This is a genomic window from Enterobacter sp. Li2LvB3 (assembly GCF_056156645.1).
Window position 1 is genome coordinate 38,915 of record NZ_JBSICG010000009.1, and the last position, 18,431, is coordinate 57,345.

The 18,431-nt window shown below is 54.0% G+C and carries 14 protein-coding genes; 6 read left to right on the top strand and 8 right to left on the bottom strand.

Going from position 1 to position 18,431, the window contains the following annotated elements; all coding sequences use genetic code 11:
* Positions 1 to 23: 23 nt before the first annotated feature.
* Both asnS and pncB read right to left on the bottom strand, forming a co-directional pair.
* A complete protein-coding gene (gene asnS, locus ACS603_RS09275; protein ID WP_182060251.1) occupies positions 24 to 1,424 on the bottom strand; it encodes an asparagine--tRNA ligase in 1,401 nt (466 codons plus the stop codon).
* Between the two features lie 166 nt (positions 1,425 to 1,590).
* Positions 1,591 to 2,793 carry a nicotinate phosphoribosyltransferase gene (gene pncB / locus ACS603_RS09280; RefSeq protein WP_315688243.1) on the bottom strand — a complete coding sequence of 401 codons (1,203 nt, stop codon included), beginning with the start codon at positions 2,791 to 2,793 and terminating at the stop codon, positions 1,591 to 1,593.
* Positions 2,794 to 3,057: 264 nt separating this feature from the next.
* Here pncB and pepN point away from each other — a divergent pair, with 264 nt between their 5' ends.
* Positions 3,058 to 5,670, top strand: a complete 2,613-nt coding sequence (gene pepN, locus ACS603_RS09285) for an aminopeptidase N (RefSeq protein ID WP_395678039.1) — start codon at positions 3,058 to 3,060, stop codon at positions 5,668 to 5,670.
* A 51-nt stretch (positions 5,671 to 5,721) separates the two neighbouring features.
* On the opposite strand, the gene ssuB is transcribed toward pepN, so the two are convergent.
* From ssuB to ssuE, 5 genes are read right to left on the bottom strand one after another with little or no spacing between them, the layout of a single operon-like run.
* Entirely contained in the window at positions 5,722 to 6,492 is a 771-nt protein-coding gene (gene ssuB, locus ACS603_RS09290; RefSeq protein ID WP_182060325.1) for an aliphatic sulfonates ABC transporter ATP-binding protein, read from the bottom strand.
* On the bottom strand, positions 6,489 to 7,280 hold the full coding sequence (ssuC, locus tag ACS603_RS09295; RefSeq protein WP_315688246.1) for an aliphatic sulfonate ABC transporter permease SsuC: 792 nt from the start codon (positions 7,278 to 7,280) through the stop codon (positions 6,489 to 6,491). Before ssuC ends, ssuB begins: the two co-directional genes overlap by 4 nt.
* 9 nt (positions 7,281 to 7,289) lie before the next feature.
* On the bottom strand, positions 7,290 to 8,435 hold the full coding sequence (ssuD, locus tag ACS603_RS09300; RefSeq protein WP_474944138.1) for an FMNH2-dependent alkanesulfonate monooxygenase: 1,146 nt from the start codon (positions 8,433 to 8,435) through the stop codon (positions 7,290 to 7,292).
* The gene (locus ACS603_RS09305; RefSeq protein WP_220458413.1) at positions 8,432 to 9,394 is read right to left on the bottom strand and encodes a sulfonate ABC transporter substrate-binding protein; all 963 of its coding nucleotides are present in this window, start codon (positions 9,392 to 9,394) and stop codon (positions 8,432 to 8,434) included. The genes ssuD and ACS603_RS09305 overlap by 4 nt, the downstream gene beginning before the upstream one ends.
* On the bottom strand, positions 9,387 to 9,962 hold the full coding sequence (gene ssuE, locus ACS603_RS09310) for an NADPH-dependent FMN reductase (protein WP_182060328.1): 576 nt from the start codon (positions 9,960 to 9,962) through the stop codon (positions 9,387 to 9,389). Before ssuE ends, ACS603_RS09305 begins: the two co-directional genes overlap by 8 nt.
* Positions 9,963 to 10,210: 248 nt before the next feature.
* Between ssuE and pyrD the strand changes: the two genes are divergently transcribed.
* Positions 10,211 to 11,221: a quinone-dependent dihydroorotate dehydrogenase gene (pyrD, locus tag ACS603_RS09315; RefSeq protein WP_182060329.1), complete on the top strand. Its 1,011-nt coding sequence runs from the start codon at positions 10,211 to 10,213 to the stop codon at positions 11,219 to 11,221.
* Positions 11,222 to 11,387: 166 nt separating this feature from the next.
* Positions 11,388 to 11,930, top strand: coding sequence for a cell division protein ZapC (gene zapC, locus ACS603_RS09320; protein ID WP_259836318.1), 543 nt, complete (start codon positions 11,388 to 11,390; stop codon positions 11,928 to 11,930).
* On the opposite strand, the gene ACS603_RS09325 is transcribed toward zapC, so the two are convergent.
* Positions 11,927 to 13,036, bottom strand: coding sequence for a YcbX family protein (locus ACS603_RS09325; protein WP_182060331.1), 1,110 nt, complete (start codon positions 13,034 to 13,036; stop codon positions 11,927 to 11,929). The two genes, zapC and ACS603_RS09325, sit on opposite strands and share 4 nt — an antisense overlap.
* 98 nt (positions 13,037 to 13,134) lie before the next feature.
* Between ACS603_RS09325 and rlmKL the strand changes: the two genes are divergently transcribed.
* Genes rlmKL through pqiA form a run of 3 tightly spaced genes read left to right on the top strand, consistent with a single transcriptional unit; the run spans position 13,135 to position 18,429 of the window.
* Positions 13,135 to 15,243: a bifunctional 23S rRNA (guanine(2069)-N(7))-methyltransferase RlmK/23S rRNA (guanine(2445)-N(2))-methyltransferase RlmL gene (gene rlmKL / locus ACS603_RS09330; protein ID WP_182063545.1), complete on the top strand. Its 2,109-nt coding sequence runs from the start codon at positions 13,135 to 13,137 to the stop codon at positions 15,241 to 15,243.
* An 11-nt stretch (positions 15,244 to 15,254) separates the two neighbouring features.
* The gene (locus ACS603_RS09335) at positions 15,255 to 17,162 is read left to right on the top strand and encodes an ABC transporter ATP-binding protein (protein WP_182060332.1); all 1,908 of its coding nucleotides are present in this window, start codon (positions 15,255 to 15,257) and stop codon (positions 17,160 to 17,162) included.
* 13 nt (positions 17,163 to 17,175) lie between these two features.
* Positions 17,176 to 18,429 (top strand): membrane integrity-associated transporter subunit PqiA, encoded by a 1,254-nt coding sequence (pqiA, locus tag ACS603_RS09340; protein WP_182060333.1) that lies wholly within the window; start codon positions 17,176 to 17,178, stop codon positions 18,427 to 18,429.
* The last annotated feature ends 2 nt before the right edge of the window (positions 18,430 to 18,431 follow it).

The window sequence follows — 18,431 nt, forward strand, 5'->3', positions numbered from 1 at the left end:
TGGCCATTTTAATTAACGCGGAATTAGAAGCTTGCGTTACGCGGGGTACGCGGGAATGGAATCACGTCACGCACGTTCTGAACGCCGGTCACGTAAGCGATCAGACGCTCGAAGCCCAGACCGAAACCGGAGTGAGGCACAGTGCCGTAACGACGCAGGTCGCGATACCAGCTGTAATCAGCCGGGTTCAGACCCATCTCTTCCATACGGGCATCCAGCACGTCCAGACGCTCTTCACGCTGAGAGCCACCGATGATTTCACCGATACCCGGTGCCAGCACGTCCATCGCAGCAACGGTTTTACCGTCTTCGTTAAGGCGCATGTAGAAGGCCTTAATGTCTTTCGGATAGTTTTTAACAACTACCGGTGCTTTGAAGTGCTTCTCTGCCAGGTAACGCTCATGCTCGGAAGAGAGATCGACGCCCCAGTAAACCGGGTTCTCGAACGTCTCGCCGCATTTTTCGAGGATGGCGACCGCGTCGGTGTAATCCACCTGCGCGAAGTCAGCCGAAACAAAACGCTCCAGACGGGCAATTGCGTCGTTATCAACACGCTCGGCGAAGAATTTCATGTCATCAGCGCGTTCTTCCAGAACCGCTTTGAACACGTACTTAAGCATCGCCTCTGCCAGACCCGCAACATCATTCAGGTCAGCAAACGCCACTTCTGGCTCCAGCATCCAGAATTCCGCCAGGTGACGGCTGGTGTTGGAGTTTTCCGCACGGAAGGTTGGGCCGAAGGTGTAGATCTTAGACAGCGCACAGGCGTAAGTTTCGCCGTTGAGCTGGCCGGACACCGTCAGGAAGGCCTCTTTGCCGAAGAAATCTTTGTCGTAATCGATTTTGCCTTCAGGTGTACGTGGCAGGTTTTCCATATCCAGCGTGGATACGCGGAACATCTCGCCTGCGCCTTCGGTATCGGAGGCAGTAATCAGCGGGGTAGAGACCCAGAAGTAACCCTGCTCGTCAAAGAAACGATGCAGCGCTTGCGCCAGCGTATGACGAACACGAGCAACCGCACCAATCAGGTTGGTACGCGGACGCAGGTGCGCAACTTCACGCAGATACTCGATGCTGTGGCGTTTTGCCGCCATCGGATAAGTATCCGGGTCTTCAACCCAGCCGGTCACTTCAATGGCAGAGGCCTGGATTTCAAAGCTCTGGCCCTGACCCGGAGAGGCAACTACAACGCCTGTCACGATAACGGAGCAACCTGTGGTCAGGTGCAGGACGTCATCATTGTAATTGGGCAGAGAATTATTAATGACGGCCTGTACAGGATCAAAGCAGGAACCGTCATAGACGGCAAGGAAGGAGATGCCAGCTTTAGAATCTCGGCGAGTACGCACCCATCCGCGCACGGTGACTTCTTGGTCAACGGCGACGCGGCCCTGGAGTACGTCGGCTACAGGCACAACGCTCATAATATTCTCTCTGTTAATAGTCGGAAAAAATAGACACTTGTCCACCCTTATGGGGGGATATCTATGTTACCTGGCATCTGCCATCAGACAAGCAGATTTCGCAGTCAAAAGAGAAGAAATCGGAAATAAATAAGAAGAAGGGAGCCAGAAGGCTCCCTGAGATGGCTTAGCTTGCTTTTTTAACCTGAGGCAGGTCGAAGGCCTCACGCAACGCGCGCACAAAGGCTTTGTCGTGACAGATGGTTTTGCCCGGGCTGTCGGAGAGTTTCGCTACCGGCTTGCCGTTACATTCCACCAGTTTAATGACAATGTTCAGAGGTTTCACCTGGGGAATGTCACAGGTTAAACGGGTGCCAATACCGAAGCTCAGGTTAACCCTGGAAGAAAAATGACGATAAAGCTCGACCGCTTTGGCTAAATCCAGATTATCGGAAAAGACCAATACCTTGCTCATCGGGTCGATACCCAGTTTTTCGTAATGGGCTATGGCCTTCTCGCCCCATTCTACCGGATCCCCGGAATCATGGCGTAAGCCCTGATAGCGTGTGGCAAATTCTGGCCCAAAATCGCGCAGGAAGGCATCCATCGTAATGCAGTCGGTCAACGCGATCCCCAGCTGGTCTGGATACTCTTCCAGCCATGCCGCCAGTGCAGCACGCTGGCTGGTAGCCAGGTCCGGGCTAATCTGTTGATGTGCCTGGAACCATTCGTGCGCCTGGGTGCCCATCGGCGTCAGATTCAGGCGGCGTGCCAGATCGTAATTACTGGTGCCAACGAACCAGGACTCCTGTTGTAAACGCTTAACGATGGCCTGCTGCACTTCGCGAGAGAAACGACGGCGCGTACCAAAATCCATCAGGCGGAAGCGGGACATATCCAGCCCTTCAGTCAGCTGCGAGAACTCAACGAGTTTGTTTTCCAGCGACGCGACGGCCTGTTCAACGCCTGTTTCGGGCGAGCGGTAGCGGTGGGCGAGCTCACTGATCACTGCCAGCAGCGGCACTTCCCACATAATCACTTCACGCCATGGGCCTTCCAGGCGGATGTTCAGCTTACCGTTATCGTTGGTGACAGTCACCTGCGCCGGGTTATAGCGGAAATCACGCAGCCAGTTCAGATAGTCGGCTTTGAAGAAGGGGAGGCCAGAAAGCCACTGGTATTCATCGTCCCGCAGAGCCAGATGCTGCATAGCATCGACCTGTTCACGAATGGAATCTGCGTAGATACCCAGCAAGTCGTCGCCCCGGCAGCGAAACTCCGCCGCAACATGAACATCATAATAATGGTGGAAAACGGCTTGCTGCATATGCAGTTTATACGCATCGGTATCCAGCAACGTATGCAGAACAGGAGAAGCGAATTGAGTCATAGGTGCGCAGTAGCATCCTCTCACAGGAGCGTTTAGTACAATAAACAACTACAGAAACCGCTGGAGTATACCTTGTTTAGCGATTTATTGAACCCCGATCACAACATAAGCTGTAGTTATGGTCGAGGGCATTTCGTGCCCCGTGTTATAAAAATGTAGCAAAAAAGGGCTTTGCACCTGAAAAGATAAACATTCTGCATAGCGCGTTTTACACAACAGGAATATATTGAATCGTTACTCGACAAACGATGCATAAGGTTTTCTATGACACAACAGCCACAAGCCAAATACCGCCACGACTATCGTGCGCCGGATTACCTGATTAGCGATATCGATCTGACTTTTGACCTGGATGCCAATAAAACCGTGGTAACGGCGGTAAGCCAGGTCACGCGCCAAAGCGCGACCGCAGTACCGCTGCGTCTTGATGGTGAAGACCTGACGCTGGTATCCCTGCATATTAATGACGAAGCCTGGACTGACTATAAAGAAGAAGGCAACCAGTTGGTCATTAACAACCTGCCGGAACATTTTACGCTGCGCATCGTGAATGAGATCAGCCCTGCGGCCAATACCGCGCTGGAAGGGCTTTACCAGTCGGGCGTGGCGCTGTGTACGCAGTGCGAAGCGGAAGGTTTCCGTCACATCACCTGGTATCTGGACCGCCCGGACGTGCTGGCGCGCTTTACGACCAAAATTATCGCCGATAAAACCCTTTATCCGTTCCTGCTCTCTAACGGTAATCGCGTGGGTGAAGGCGAGCTGGAAAACGGCCGTCACTGGGTGCAGTGGCAGGATCCATTCCCGAAACCATGCTACCTGTTTGCGCTGGTCGCGGGGGATTTCGACGTCCTGCGCGATACCTTCAAAACCCGTTCTGGCCGCGATGTAGCGCTGGAGCTGTTTGTTGACCGTGGCAACCTTGACCGCGCGCCGTGGGCGATGACTTCGCTTATCAACTCGATGAAGTGGGACGAAGAGCGCTTTGGCCTCGAATACGATCTCGACATCTATATGATCGTTGCCGTCGACTTCTTTAATATGGGCGCGATGGAGAATAAAGGTCTGAATATCTTTAACTCCAAATACGTGCTGGCGCGTACCGATACCGCAACCGATAAAGATTATCTCGATATCGAACGCGTGATTGGTCATGAGTACTTCCACAACTGGACCGGTAACCGTGTCACCTGCCGCGACTGGTTCCAGTTGAGCCTGAAAGAGGGTTTAACTGTCTTCCGCGACCAGGAGTTTAGCTCTGACCTGGGTTCACGCGCGGTTAACCGCATCAACAACGTGCGCACCATGCGCGGCCTGCAATTTGCAGAAGATGCCAGCCCGATGGCACACCCGATCCGCCCGGATAAAGTGATTGAAATGAACAACTTCTACACCCTGACGGTGTATGAAAAAGGTTCTGAAATTATCCGTATGATCCACACTCTGCTGGGTGAAGATAACTTCCAGAAAGGGATGCAGCTCTACTTCGAGCGCCACGATGGCAGTGCCGCCACCTGTGATGATTTTGTCCAGGCGATGGAAGATGCCTCTAACGTTGATCTGTCCCATTTCCGCCGCTGGTACAGCCAGGCCGGTACCCCGATTGTGACCGTCAAAGACGATTACAACCCGGAAACCGAGCAGTACACGCTGACCATCAGCCAGCGCACGCCGCCAACGGCTGAGCAGGAAGAGAAACATCCGCTGCATATCCCGTTCAGCATTGAGCTGTATGATAACGAAGGCAAAGTGATCCCATTGCAGAAGGGCGGGCACCCGGTGCATTCCGTACTGAATGTGACGCAGCCTGAGCAGACCTTTATCTTCGATAACGTCTACTTCCAGCCTGTTCCGGCGCTGCTGTGTGAATTCTCCGCGCCAGTGAAGCTGGAGTATAAATGGAGCGATCAGCAGCTGACGTTCCTGATGCGTCATGCACGCAACGACTTCTCCCGCTGGGATGCGGCGCAAAGCCTGCTGGCAACCTACATCAAGCTGAACGTGAACCGCCATCAGCAGGGCCAGCCGTTGTCGCTGCCGGTGCATGTGGCCGACGCCTTCCGCGCGGTTCTGCTGGATGAGAAAATTGACCCGGCGCTGGCTGCGGAAATTCTGACCTTACCATCGGCAGGTGAAATCGCTGAGCTGTTCGAGATTATCGATCCGATCGCGATCGTGGCCGTTCGTGAGGCGCTGACCCGCACCCTGGCCGCTGAGCTGGCAGACGAATTCCTGGCGGTCTATAACGCGAATAAACTGGCTGAATATCGTGTGGAACATGCCGACATTGGCAAGCGTTCGCTGCGTAATACCTGCCTGCGTTACCTGGCCTTCGGTGAAGTCGAACTGGCGAACACCCTGGTGAGCAAACAGTATCATGAAGCTGACAACATGACTGATGCCCTGGCTGCCCTGGCGGCAAGCGTTGCCGCAGAACTGCCGTGCCGTGATGCGCTGATGCAGGAATACGACGACAAGTGGCATCAGGATGGCCTGGTGATGGATAAATGGTTCATCCTTCAGTCCACAAGCCCGGCGTCTGATGCACTGAACACCGTTCGCAGCCTGCTGAAACACCGCTCTTTCACCATGAGCAACCCGAACCGCGTCCGTTCGCTGATTGGTGCGTTCGCCAGCAGCAACCCGGCTGCCTTCCACGCCGAAGACGGCAGCGGTTATCAGTTCATGGTAGAGATGTTGACCGAGCTGAACAGCCGTAACCCGCAGGTGGCGTCACGTCTGATTGAGCCGCTGATCCGCCTGAAACGCTACGATGCGAAGCGCCAGGCGAAAATGCTAAGCGCGCTTGAGCAGCTGAAAGGGCTGGAAAATCTGTCTGGCGATCTGTACGAGAAGATTGCTAAGGCATTGGCTTGATATAAAAGTTAACCCTCCCTCTCCCGGTGGGAGAGGGCCGGGGTGAGGGCATCAGGCATTAGCCTTTCTTCGCGCTAACTCAGTTCCCCCACGCTTCATCACCCGTTCCAGTACTTCTGCTTCCAGCTCCGCCAGTCTTGCTGACCCCACGCGACGCGGTCGCGGAATATCCACCGTCAGATCCAGCCCAATTTTTCCCTCTTCTATCAGCAGCACACGGTCAGCCATTGCCACGGCTTCGCTGACGTCATGCGTCACCAGCAAGACCGTAAACCCGTGCTCCTGCCATAAAGAGACAATCAAATCCTGCATTTCGATACGGGTCAGGGCATCCAGTGCGCCGAGCGGTTCATCAAGCAGCAGCAGGCCGGGGCGGTGAATCAGTGCTCTGGCCAGCGCCACGCGCTGTTTCTGCCCACCTGACAAAGCCGCCGGCCACTCACCCGCGCGATTTTCCAGCCCAACGGCGGCCAGCGCCTGTCTTGCTTCATCCCGCCAGCTACCTTTCAGACCCAGCCCGACGTTGTCGATAACCGTTTTCCACGGCAGCAGACGCGCATCCTGGAACATCATGCGGGTATCATCCTGAATATCGGCAAGCGGGGTATTTCCGGCCAACAGCTTGCCGCCGTTGGGCGCTTCCAGCCCGGCTAACAGCCGCAGCAGCGTACTTTTCCCTCCGCCGCTGCGCCCCACAACCGCCACAAATTGCCCGGCGGGGATATGCAGATCCAGTGCGTTAAGAATTGTGTTTTCGCCGTAGCGTTTCGTCACACCGCTGAGCAACAGCGGTGTTCCCTGGTTCAGTCGGGCAGTATTCATGCGTTTGCCTCCTGAGTGTTATAGGCCGGATTCCAGCGCAACCAGCTACGTTCAAGCCACTGGGCGCTGACGTCGGCAAGCTTGCCGAGCAGGGCATAAAGAATGATGGCAACCACCACCACGTCTGTTTGCAGAAATTCACGGGCGTTCATCGCCAGATAACCGATACCAGAGTTGGCCGAGATGGTCTCCGCCACAATTAGCGTCAGCCACATCAGCCCGAGCGCAAAGCGCACGCCCACCATAATGGAGGGCAGGGCACCTGGAAGGATCACATGGATAAACAGGGCAAAACCGGATAAACCATAGCTGCGTGCCATCTCCACCAGCCCACGATCGATATTGCGGATACCGTGCCAGGTATTAATGTAAATCGGGAACAGCGTCCCCAGCGCGACAAGAAAAATCTTGGCGCTTTCATCAATGCCAAACCACAAAATAACCAGTGGGATCAAGGCCAGATGCGGCACGTTACGCAGCATCTGAATTGAGGTATCCAGCAAACGCTCGCCCCAGCGAGACAGCCCGCTGATAAGCCCAAGCGTCAGGCCGATGCTCCCGCCAATCGAAAAGCCAATCACCGCACGCCAGGAGCTGATAGCCAGGTGTTGCCACAGTTCGCCACTCACGCTGAGTGACCAGAACGCTTCTACGACGCCCTCCGGGGAGGGCAAAATGCGGCTCGATAACCAGCCGGTTGTAGAGGCCAGTTGCCAGAGCGCCACAATGCCGACGGGCAAAAACCAGGGAGCGGCACGCAGCAGCCATTTTTGTGCAGTAACAGACATCGGCGCTCCTTAGCTTTGCGCAGCTTTTCGCGGAATAAACTCATTGGCGACCGCTTCGCCCTGAAGCTGGAGCGGGCGAGGCTGCGGAATTTCCGGGATGGCGACATCCAGATGCGGGAATAACAACTCTCCCACTTTGTATGCCTCCTCCAGATGCGGATAACCGGAGAGAATAAAGCTGTCGATACCCAGTTCAGCATACTCATTGATGCGTGCCGCGACGGTCGGGCCATCGCCTACCAGCGCGGTGCCTGCGCCGCCGCGAACCAGGCCCACTCCCGCCCACAGATTGGGGCTAATCTCCAGATTTTCGCGCTTGCCGTTATGCAAAGATGCCATCCGGTGCTGGCCCACGGAATCCGTTTTGGCGAAGGCAGCCTGCGCTCTGGCGATGGTGTCCTCATCCAGATGCGAGATCAGCCGGTCGGCCGCCTGCCAGGCTTCTGCATTCGTTTCGCGCACAATCACGTGCAGGCGAATACCAAAACGTACTTTGCGACCATGCGCCGCCGCTTTGGCGCGCACCTGAGCTATTTTTTCTTTAACCAGCTCTGGCGGCTCGCCCCAGGTCAGATAGAGATCGACCTGTTCGGCGGCCAGATCCTGCGCGACATCGGAAGAACCGCCAAAATAGAGCGGTGGGCGCGGCTGCTGCACCGGCGGGAAATAGAGTTTCGCATCCCGAACGTGAACATGTTTGCCGTCATAGGTGACGGTATCCCCTTCCAGCAGGCGTCGCCATACGTGGGTAAATTCCGCCGAGGCTTCATAACGTTCAGTGTGATCCAGAAAAACGCCATCACCCGCCAGCTCCTGCGGATCGCTTCCGGTCACCAGGTTAAACAGGGCGCGCCCATTGGAAAGTCTGTCCAGCGTGGCGGCCTGACGTGCTGCCACGGTAGGGGAGACCACGCTCGGGCGCAGCGCGACCAGGAATTTCAAACGCTGAGTCACCGGGATCATCGACGCGGCCACCAGCCAGGCATCTTCACAGGAACGCCCGGTAGGGATCAGCACACCGGTAAAACCGATGCGGTCTGCTGCCTGGGCTATCTGCTGCAAATAGCCGTGATCGACCGGGCGGGAACCCTCTTCTGTACCAAGATAGTGTCCATCACCATGGGTGGGTAAAAACCAGAAAAGATTCAGACTCATGATTTCGTTCCTTGTGTAGCAGTGGGTTGCCAGATGCGATCGCGTATATTCACCTGTTTTGGAACAAGGTGGTTTTGATAAAAGAGATCGGCGGTTTGTTGCTGAAGCGCTGCCACGTGTGCGTCGACAGGCTTAATGGTGGTGGGTGGACGGTGATCCAGGTAGCTGGCAATAACCGGTTCAGGCAATCCCATGGTTTTGGCCAGCAACGTGATACTTTCCTGGCGCTGGCTTTGCGTCAGTGCATCCGCCTGGGTAAAGGTGTCGAGAACACCCTGAACAAAAGCACCGTTCTTTTCCGCATATGGACGCGCGGCAAGATAGAATGATCCGGTCTGTTTCAGCGTGCTGCCGTCTTTAAGCACCCGCACGCCACCCTGAAGTAACGCCGCCGAGTAATACGGATCCCAGATTGCCCATGCATCAACGTTGCCCTGCTGGAACGCCGCACGGGCATCGGCAGGAGTCAGATAAACCGGTTGAATATCGGTGAATTTAAGCCCGGCCTCCTGCAATGCGCGCAGCAGCAGGTTATGCGAGCTGGAACCTTTCTGGAACGCCACTTTATGACCTTTAAGTTCAGCAACGTTCTTAATGGCGCTATTTTCTGGTACCAGAATCACTTCCGCTTTCGGCTTGGGCGGCTCTACACCGACATACACCAGGTCCGCACCGGCAGCCTGCGCGAAAATAGGCGGAATATCGCCGGTACTGCCCAGATCGATACTGCCCACGTTAAGGGCTTCCAGCATCTGTGGCCCGGCCGGGAATTCCACCCAGGAGAAGGTTGTGTTCGGGAAGCGTTTTTCCAGCAACTGATGACTTTTCGCCAACACCATACTGACGCTGCCTTTCTGATAACCAATGCGCAGACTCTCCGGCGCAGTTTCCGCCGAGTGAGCCAGTGCAGAGAGGGTCAGCAACCCAGCCAGTCCTATGCGGGTTAAGTGTTTAAACATGAGCAACTCCTTGCGGCTGGCTAAATGCAGGTACCTGTACATCGCGGCGGTGCAGGGCCTGCCAGAAGGTTTCCAGCGCGCTGTCCAGGCGGGTTTGCAGATTCGGCGTGAAGTGCGGTTTGTGCTGATAGTCGATAACCTGAGAATCATCAGCAAAGACGCCGTGCAGGATCTCCTGTGCTTTTAACGCACTCAGTACCGGTTTCAGGGCGTAATCAACCGCCAGCAAATGTGCAACCGTACCGCCTGTCGCCAGTGGTAGCACCACTTTGCCGTCCAGCGCGCGTTCTGGCAGCAGGTCGAGTAACGTTTTCAGGGCGCCAGAAAAAGAGGCTTTATATATTGGCGTTGCCACAATTAAACCGTCTGCGCCTTTGAGCTGTTCGATCAGAGTTTTGAGCGCCGGGCTGTCAAAGCGGGCATAAAGCAGGTCTTCCGGGGCGAAGTTGTGCAGATTCCAGTGGCACACTTCGATATCCAGGCTATTCAACTTTTCGCGGGCATATTCCAGTAGCGCACTGGAGCGCGAAGGGAAACGTGGACTTCCTGCCAGGGTAATGACACGCATGTTTGCTCCTTATAACTAATTGTTTGCTTTTATCTAACATTCATAACAATTTTCAGGAGTGTGACACCGAGGGGTTATTCCACTAAATGATTTATCCGCAATTTAAATGCCATAAACTGCATAAGAAGTGTGCTGCGAGGGAAACGATTGCGTTTTGCGCGTTTTTTTTGCCGCAGGTCAATTCCCTTTCCGGGCAGGATCGCACATAATCCCCTCCCGGTTTGCACACCGGGAATCCAGGAGAGTTCATGTACTACCCCTTCGTTCGTAAAGCCCTTTTCCAGCTCGATCCTGAGCGCGCTCATGAATTTACATTCCAGCAATTACGCCGTATTACCGGTACGCCACTGGAAGCACTGGTGCGTCAGAACGTGCCGGAAAAACCTGTGCAGTGCATGGGACTGACCTTCAAGAACCCACTGGGCCTGGCGGCCGGGCTGGACAAAAATGGCGAGTGTATTGATGCCCTCGGTGCGATGGGGTTTGGCTCCATTGAAATCGGGACGGTGACGCCGCGCCCACAGCCGGGTAACGATAAACCGCGCCTGTTCCGCCTGGTCGCTGCCGAGGGGCTGATCAACCGTATGGGCTTTAATAACCTTGGTGTTGATCATCTGGTCGAGAACGTCAAAAAATCGCATTTTGACGGTGTATTAGGCATCAATATTGGCAAAAATAAAGATACGCCAGTGGAGCAAGGTAAAGATGACTATCTGATTTGTATGGAAAAAGTCTATGCCTACGCCGGTTATATCGCGGTGAACATTTCTTCACCAAATACCCCGGGGCTGCGTTCTTTACAATATGGCGAAGCGCTTGACGACCTGCTTAGTGCCATTAAAAATAAGCAAAATGAGTTGCAGGCGATCCACCATAAATATGTGCCAGTCGCGGTTAAGATCGCCCCGGATCTTTCTCCCGAAGAATTGATCCAGGTTGCTGACAGTTTAGTTCGCCATAATATTGATGGTGTGATTGCAACCAATACTACGCTCGATCGTTCTCTGGTTCAGGGAATGAAAAACTGTGACGAGGCCGGTGGCTTAAGTGGCCGTCCGGTACAATTAAAAAGCACCGAAATTATTCGTGCCTTGTCAGCCGAATTAAACGGACGTCTGCCAATTATTGGTGTGGGTGGTATCGACTCTGTCATCGCAGCGCGCGAGAAGATAGCGGCAGGTGCGACTATCGTGCAAATTTATTCCGGCTTTATTTTTAAAGGCCCACAGTTGATTAAAGAAATCGTTACTCACATCTAATCTTTTCTCCCTTATCAGACAACCAGGGCTTTATTTCCAGCCCTGGTTGTTTTATATTCCGTCATTGTTGCTTATTTAAACATTATGGTCTTTTATTATTGATGTTATAAACGAAGCTACAATCAGGACATTTTTAGAACAGGGCGTTTGGGGACGGGAGAGAAAAATGCGAATTAAACCTGACGATAACTGGCGCTGGTATTTTTGCGATGAGCATGACCGCATGATGCTCGATTTAGCCAATGGTATGTTGTTTCGTTCTCGTTTTGCCCGCCGAATGCTGACCCCTGATGCTTTCGCGCCGTCAGGTTTTTGCGTTGACGATGCCGCACTCTATTTCTCGTTTGAAGAGAAATGCCGCGACCTGGAACTCTCTAAAGAGCAGCGCGCTGAGCTGGTATTAAACGCGCTGGTCGCAATCCGTTTTCTGAAACCGCAGATGCCAAAAAGCTGGCATTTTCAGGCGCATGGCATGAGCTGGGAGCCAGTCACCGGGGACGCCGCCAGCGTCAATCTTAGCGATACCGCCGAAGAGGTGAGTTTGCTGGTGGTAGAGCCTGGCGAAAATGCCGCGCTCTGTTTACTGGCGCAACCCGGCGTGACAATCGCCGGGCGGGTGATGCAGTTGGGTGACGCAATCAAAGTGATGAACGACAGGCTGAAACCCCAACTGCGTGTTGATACCTTCAGCCTCGAGCAGGCCGTTTAAGCTTCCAGCTGTATCGACGTTTTCGGAATACAGCTGCAACACAAAATGGTGCCGTCATCCCCGATGGCCGATTTCTTCAGCGCACTCACTTCACCTTCTACCAGCCTGATGCGACAGCACCCGCAAATCCCGGCGCGGCACGAGTAGGGAACGCGTATTCCCGCTTGTTCCAGCTGTTCAAGTAAAACCTGCTGGTTGTTGCCCCGGATGACTTGCCCTTGCCACTGAATATCCACCACTGAAGTGGGTTCCATTTCGACATCAACAAACTCTTCTTCCTGGCCTGAGCCATACACTTTGGCCGGCCCGCGCGCGAGAATTTCTATCTCATCGCCCACGCGGATCACGCCGCTGGAGCGAGGGATTAAGTTCTGCCCGAAATCAACATCGCCATTATCCTGCGCGGTGCGGAACGACTGAAGGGTTTTCAGCGGCTCGCCGGAAGGGTGTTTTTGTCCTTTTTCCGGGCTAACGGTGGTAAAGATGCAGCGGCTACAGGGTTTCACTACATCAAAAATCACGCTCCCGATGCGGATCACTTTCCAGGTGTCTTCCTCCCAGGCCTCTGTACCAGTAACAACCAGATTCGGGCGGAACTGCTCCATCTGGACACTGGCTTTACAGCGGCTCTGCAAATCCCGAAGCGATGCTTCGTTGGTAAGCAAAAACGGGAAACCATCAGCGAAGGAAAGCGGGACGGCGTCATGGCGCTTGACCCTGCGCGTCAGCTCAGGCCCTACCCAACGCAGCTGCACATCACGTGCGAAGAAACCACTGAGCCAGCGGTTTATTTCATCCGGGGCGATACGCGCGGTAAAATGATTCCCCCACACTTCCGTTGGGGCATCAACTGGCGCAAAATCACTGAACCGGATGACGACGCTTGAGCCGTCTGGTGCGGTCAGGTGTAAACCGTCATGCAGAGGTGAAGGGGTAAAACGAACCATTTGCGGGAACTGGCGTGCAGTAATAAATGTACCGTCAGGCTCGGTGACCATAAAAATACGATCGAAGGCAAATCCGCTCATGTCGGCCAGCGCGTGAGAAACGCCGATGCCGCGCATCGATTTTACCGGATGAATAAAAAGCCTGGATAAAGTCGCCACTGCACACTCCCTGAAATGAAAATAAGCCTTCAACTTTAGGACATACACGCCATATTAGCTATAATGCGCGACAATTTTCTATGAGTAAAAGTGACGATATGAATTCTCTGTTTGCCAGTACGGCCCGTGGGCTGGAAGAGCTGTTAAAAACTGAACTGGAATCCCTCGGCGCACAGGAGTGCCAGGTCGTTCAGGGTGGTGTCCATTTTGAGGGCGACACGCGGCTTATTTACCAGAGCCTGATGTGGAGCCGTCTGGCGTCGCGCATCATGCTGCCGATGAAAGAGTGCAAGGTCTACAGCGATCTTGACCTCTATACCGGTGTACAGATGATCGACTGGACAGAGATCTTCACCCCTGATGCGACCTTTGCGGTGCACTTCAATGGTGTGAACGATGAGATCCGCAACAGCCAGTACGGCGCGCTGCGCGTAAAAGACGCCATAGTGGACTGCTTTACGCGTAAAAATAAGGAACGCCCGAACGTCGATCGTGAAAATCCCGACCTGCGTATCAACGTGTGGCTCAATGGCGATACCGCCAGCATTTCCCTTGATCTGAGCGGGGCAGGTCTGCACCTGCGTGGCTATCGCGACCGCACCGGTATGGCACCGATCAAAGAAACTCTGGCCGCTGCTATTGTGATGCGTTCCGGCTGGCAGCCAGGCACACCGCTGCTCGACCCGATGTGTGGTTCCGGTACGCTGCTGATTGAAGCCGCGATGCTGGCAACTGACCGCGCGCCGGGGCTGCACCGCGGCTATTGGGGATTCAAAGGTTGGGCGCAGCACGATGAAGAAATCTGGAAAGAGGTGAAGGCCGAAGCCCAGACGCGTGCGCGTAAAGGCCTGGCTGACTACACTTCCCATTTCTACGGCTCGGACAGCGACTCGCGCGTAATTGAGCGTGCGCGCAGCAACGCCCGTCGCGCGGGTATCGGTGATCTGGTGACCTTTGAAGTGAAAGACGTTGCTAACCTGACCAATCCGCTGCCGAAAGGCCCATACGGTACGGTTATCAGCAACCCGCCATACGGTGAGCGTCTTGACAGCGAACCCGCACTGATTGCGCTGCACAGCCTGCTGGGTCGCAATATGAAAGACTATTTCGGTGGCTGGAACCTGTCGCTGTTCAGCGCCTCACCGGAATTGCTAAGCTGCCTGCAATTGCGTGCCGACCGCCAGTTTAAAGCGAAAAACGGCCCGCTGGACTGCGTGCAGAAAAACTACCATCTTGCAGAGAAATCCGCCGACAGCAAGCCTTCTGGTGTGGCGGAAGATTACGCCAACCGTCTGCGCAAGAACCTGAAGAAATATGAAAAATGGGCGAAACAGGAAGGTATCGAATGCTATCGCCTGTATGACGCTGACCTGCCGGAATATAACGTGGCCGTCGACCGCTATGCGGACTGGGTCGTGATTCAGGAATATGCACCACCGAAAACCATCGATGCGCAAAAAGCGCGTCAGCGTATGCTGGATGTGATCGCGGCAACCATCGCCGTGCTGGGTATCACGCCGAACAAACTGGTGCTGAAAACCCGTGAACGTCAGAAAGGTAAAAACCAGTACCAGAAGATGAATGAGAAGGGCGACTTTATTGAAGTGGGCGAATATAACGCTCGCCTGTGGGTTAACCTGACCGATTACCTCGATACCGGCCTGTTCCTTGATCACCGTATTGCCCGTCGCATGTTAGGGCAAATGAGCAAGGGCAAAGACTTCCTGAATCTGTTCTCCTACACCGGCAGCGCCAGCGTCCACGCGGGGCTCGGCGGTGCGCGTAGCACCACCACAGTAGATATGTCCCGTACTTATCTGGAGTGGGCGGAACGTAACCTGCGCCTTAACGGGCTGACCGGACGCCAGCATCGCCTGATGCAGGCCGACGTGCTGGGCTGGCTGCGTGATACGGATGAACAGTTCGACCTGATCTTTATCGATCCACCGACCTTCTCCAACTCCAAGCGCATGGAGGATAGCTTTGATGTTCAACGCGATCACCTGCGTCTGATGACCGACCTGAAACGCCTGTTGCGTAAAGGCGGTACCATTATGTTCTCGAACAACAAACGCGGATTCCGCATGGATCACGACGGCCTGACCGCTCTGGGACTGAAAGCACAAGAAATCAGCCAAAAAACGCTGTCTCAGGACTTTGCCCGTAACCGTCAAATTCATAACTGCTGGCTTATCTCCGCGGTCTAAAGGAAAAATAAATGTCACTTATTAGCATGCACGGCGCCTGGCTGTCCTTCAGTGATGCGCCACTTCTCGATGATACTGAACTGCATATTGAAGACAACGAACGCGTCTGTCTGGTAGGTCGCAACGGCGCGGGTAAATCGACGCTGATGAAGATCCTCAACCGTGAACAGGGTCTGGACGATGGGCGTATTGTTTACGAACAGGATCTGATTGTTTCACGTTTACAACAGGATCCCCCACGTAACGTGGCGGGTACTGTTTATGATTTCGTTGCGGAAGGGATTTCTGAGCAGGCTGAATACCTGAAGGGTTATCACGAAATTTCACATCTGGTGATGACCGACCCAAGTGAAAAAAACCTCAATGAGATGGCTCGCTTACAGGAGCTGCTGGATCATCACGGCCTGTGGCAGCTTGAAAGCCGTATCACTGAAGTGCTGGATCAATTAGGTCTGGATGCAGATATGGAGCTGGCGTCACTTTCCGGCGGCTGGCTGCGTAAAGCGGCGCTCGGACGTGCGCTGGTCAGTGGTCCAAAAGTACTGCTGCTGGACGAACCGACCAACCACCTGGATATCGAAGCTATTGACTGGCTGGAAGGGTTCCTGAAAACCTTTAACGGCACCATTATTTTCATCTCGCACGACCGTTCGTTTATTCGCAATATGGCAACCCGTATTGTCGATCTCGATCGCGGCAAGCTGGTGACTTACCCTGGCGATTACGATACCTATCTGCTGGAAAAAGAAGAAAACCTGCGCGTCGAAGAGCTGCAAAATGCCGAGTTCGATCGCAAACTTGCGCAGGAAGAGGTCTGGATCCGTCAGGGCATCAAGGCGCGTCGTACCCGTAACGAAGGCCGCGTGCGTGCCCTGAAAGCGATGCGTAATGAGCGCAGCGCCCGTCGTGAAGTCATGGGCAGCGCGAAAATGCAGGTCGAAGAAGCTTCTCGCTCGGGTAAAATCGTCTTTGAAATGGAAGACGTTAATTACCAGGTTGACGGCAAAGTGCTGGTGAAAGACTTTTCTGCCCAGGTACAACGTGGCGACAAAATTGCCCTTATCGGCCCGAACGGCTGTGGTAAAACCACACTGCTTAAGCTGATGCTGGGTCAGTTGCAGGCCGACAGTGGTCGCGTTCACTGCGGGACGAAGCTCGAAGTGGCTTACTTCGACCAGCACCGTGCGGAGCTGGACCCGGACAGAACGGTGATGGATAACCTGGCGGAAGGCAAGCAAGAGGTGATGGTTAACGGCAAGCCGCGCCACGTTCTGGGGTATTTGCAGGACTTCCTGTTCCATCCTAAACGCGCGATGACGCCAGTGCGCGCGCTGTCCGGTGGTGAGCGAAATCGCCTGCTGTTGGCGCGTCTGTTCCTGAAGCCAAGTAACCTGTTGATTCTCGATGAACCGACCAACGATCTGGATGTCGAAACGCTGGAATTACTGGAAGAGCTGATTGATGGTTATCAGGGCACGGTGATGCTGGTGAGCCACGATCGTCAGTTCGTCGATAATACCGTGACTGAGTGCTGGATCTTCGAGGGTGAAGGCCGTATTGGGCAGTATGTGGGCGGTTATCACGACGCGCGCGGGCAGCAAACGCAATCGCTGGCGCAAAAACAATCAAAGTCCAAAAATGGCCCGGAACCTACTGTAACAAAAGCAGAAACAGCTAAGAAAACATCAGCTAAACTAAGTTATAACCTGCAACGCGAACTGGAAGGTCTGCCTAAACGTCTTGAAGAGCTTGAAGGCGCTCTTGAGGCTCTGCAAATTCAGGTTGCTGATGCTTCATTCTTTACGCAGTCGCACGACTATACTCAGAAAATATTGGCTGACCTCTCCAGTGCTGAACAGGAACTGGAAGAAGCATTTGAGCGCTGGGAGTACCTTGAGTCTCTGAAAAACGGCGCATAAACAGGGAAAAAATATGTGTGACCAGCACCATGCCGACAGGCATATATTATGCTCACAATGCGATATGCTCGTTGCGCTGCCTGTGCTGGGTCACGGACATAAGGCAACCTGTCCGCGTTGCGGTGCAACGTTAACGACAGAGTGGGACGCACCCAGGCAGCGTCCTACTGCCTATGCCATAGCTGCTCTGTTTATGCTCCTGCTGTCTAATCTCTTCCCCTTCATTTATATGAAGGTGGGAGGGATAACCAGCCAGGTTGACCTTCTTGAAATTCCTGGTGTGATGTTCTCGGAAGATTACGCCAGCCTCGGAACCTTTTTTCTTCTGTTTGTGCAAATTGTCCCGGCCTCTTGTCTGGTCGTGATTCTGTTGCTGGTCAACCGTGTCCGGATGCCCACGCCTCTTAAAATCAAACTTGCCCGTTTCCTTTTTCAGCTAAAAAGCTGGGGAATGGCCGAGATTTTTCTGGCCGGTATTCTGGTGAGTTTCGTGAAGCTGATGGCCTATGGTGATGTGGGCATCGGCAGCAGCTTTATTCCCTGGTGTCTTTATTGTGTGCTGCAATTGCGTGCGTTTCAGTGCGTAGATCGGCGTTGGGCATGGGACGACATCGCCCCTGCACCCACGCTTGCGCAGACGGTAAAAGTGGGTGTGCCGGGTATCCGTCAGGGACTGCGTTCCTGCTCATGCTGTACCGCAGTGTTGCCTGCCGACCTGGACACGTGTCCGCGTTGCGAAACAAAAGGTTATGTACGGCGTAAAAACAGTCTTCAGTGGACGATGGCGCTGCTGGTTACGTCGATCATGCTTTATCTGCCTGCCAATATTTTGCCCATCATGATCACCGATTTGCTCGGCGATAAAATGCCTTCCACGATTATGGCGGGGGTTATATTGCTTTGGGGTGAGGGGTCTTACCCTGTGGCTCTGGTTATTTTTATCGCCAGTATTATGGTGCCGACGTTAAAAATGATTGCGATTGCCTGGCTCTGTTGGGATGCAAAAGGGCACGGCAGGCGCGACAGTGAGCGAATGCACTTGATTTATGAAGTTGTCGAGTTTGTCGGACGCTGGTCAATGATTGACGTGTTTGTCATCGCCGTTCTTTCCGCGTTGGTGCGGATGGGGGGGCTTATGAATATTTATCCCGCTATGGGAGCGCTGATGTTTGCGTTGGTCGTTATTATGACAATGTTTGCGGCCATGACCTTCGACCCTCGTTTATCGTGGGATCGTGAGCCCGAGTCAAGCCATGAGGAAGAGTAAGA